This is a genomic window from Micrococcus sp. LASM2_SD2 (assembly GCF_057364565.1).
The window spans coordinates 1-1,212 of the sequence record NZ_JBNFOB010000393.1 but is presented as its reverse complement, the minus strand read 5'-3'; the positions used below and the strand labels follow the sequence as shown (position 1 = coordinate 1,212).

Genomic DNA, 1,212 nt, shown 5'->3' with positions numbered 1-1,212 from the left:
AGTGGCGCCGCGAACAGCGCGCCCAGGTGGCCGCCGCCCATGCCGCCGCGTGTGCGCGGGCCGTGGAGAACGCGGCGCACCGGGCCGAGGAGCGTGTGGCCGTCCTGGTGATCACCGGGAACCGAGACGCCCACCTGGCCCGGGTGCTGCAGGGGCTGCAGCGGCAGTCGCGACGTCCGGACGAGGTGGTGGTGGTCTTCATGGACCAGCCGGACGGGCAGGTCCCGGCCACCGACCTGACCGTCACCGTGGGCCACGTGGCCGGCGCCGGGCACCTGCCGCTGGCGGCCGCCCCGCAACCGCGCCGCCGAACTCGCCACTGCCGAGGTCCTGGTCTTCCTGGACGTGGACTGCATCCCCGCGCAGGACACCGTGGAACGCCTGGCGGCGGACGTGGCCGCGCACCCGCACGCCATGGTCATGGGCACGCCCCGGTACCTGCTGCCGGACTGGCGGGAGCGGACGGGCCTGGCCGAGGCGGGGCCGGAACAGACGCGGCCCGCGGACGGGGCGACGGAAGGGGCGGAGGCGGCCACGGCGGCGAAGGAGGCTGCGGCAGCGGAGGCAGGAGCCCTGCCGGCGGACGAGGCGCTGCGGGCGGCGTCCGTGACCCACGAGGCCCGGGCAGGCCTGCCGGACGGGGACTGCGAGGACTGGCACATGGTGTGGACCCTCGTGCTGGCGGTGCGCCGTAGCGTGCTGCGGGCGATCGACGGGCTGGACGAGGGCTACGCCGGCTACGGCGCCGAGGACACCGATCTCGCCTTCCGCGCACGGGACGCCGGGCTGGGCCTGCGGTTCCACCCGGCCGAGGTGTTCCACCAGCACCACGGCGTGCATCGCCCGCCGCTGAACCACCTGGAGGACATCCTGGTCAACGCCCGCCGCTTCCGGCAGGTGCACGGGCTGTGGCCCATGGACGGCTGGCTGCGCCGGTTCGCCGCGGCCGGGCTGATCGACTGGGCCCCGGACGGCGAGCGCCTCGAGCTGCTGCGCCGGCCGACCGAGGAGGAGCTCGCGGCCGCCCGTGTGGAGGACGCGGCCTACTGAGGACGCCCGGCGATCGTGCGTTCGATCGCCTGCTCCCAGAGCTCCCCGTACTCGGCCGGCTCGGTGAGCAGGGCCGCGGCGAGCCGATCGGCGGAGGCGGGGTCCTCGGCGGCCGCTTCCACGGCGCCGGCCCAGTCCGCGTCCGGATCGTCCCAGGCGGCC

At 76.3% G+C, this 1,212-nt stretch carries 2 protein-coding genes; one reads left to right on the top strand and one right to left on the bottom strand.

Annotation, left to right across the window (positions count from 1 at the left end; translation table 11 throughout):
- On the bottom strand, positions 1 to 320 hold a 320-nt coding region (locus tag AC2W7A_RS12650), incomplete at its 3' end, for a hypothetical protein (protein WP_485991639.1).
- A 25-nt stretch (positions 321 to 345) separates the two neighbouring features.
- On the opposite strand from AC2W7A_RS12650, the gene AC2W7A_RS12645 reads away from it, so the two are divergent.
- Positions 346 to 1,050, top strand: a complete 705-nt coding sequence (locus AC2W7A_RS12645; protein ID WP_485991638.1) for a glycosyltransferase family 2 protein — start codon at positions 346 to 348, stop codon at positions 1,048 to 1,050.
- Positions 1,051 to 1,212: the final 162 nt, after the last annotated feature.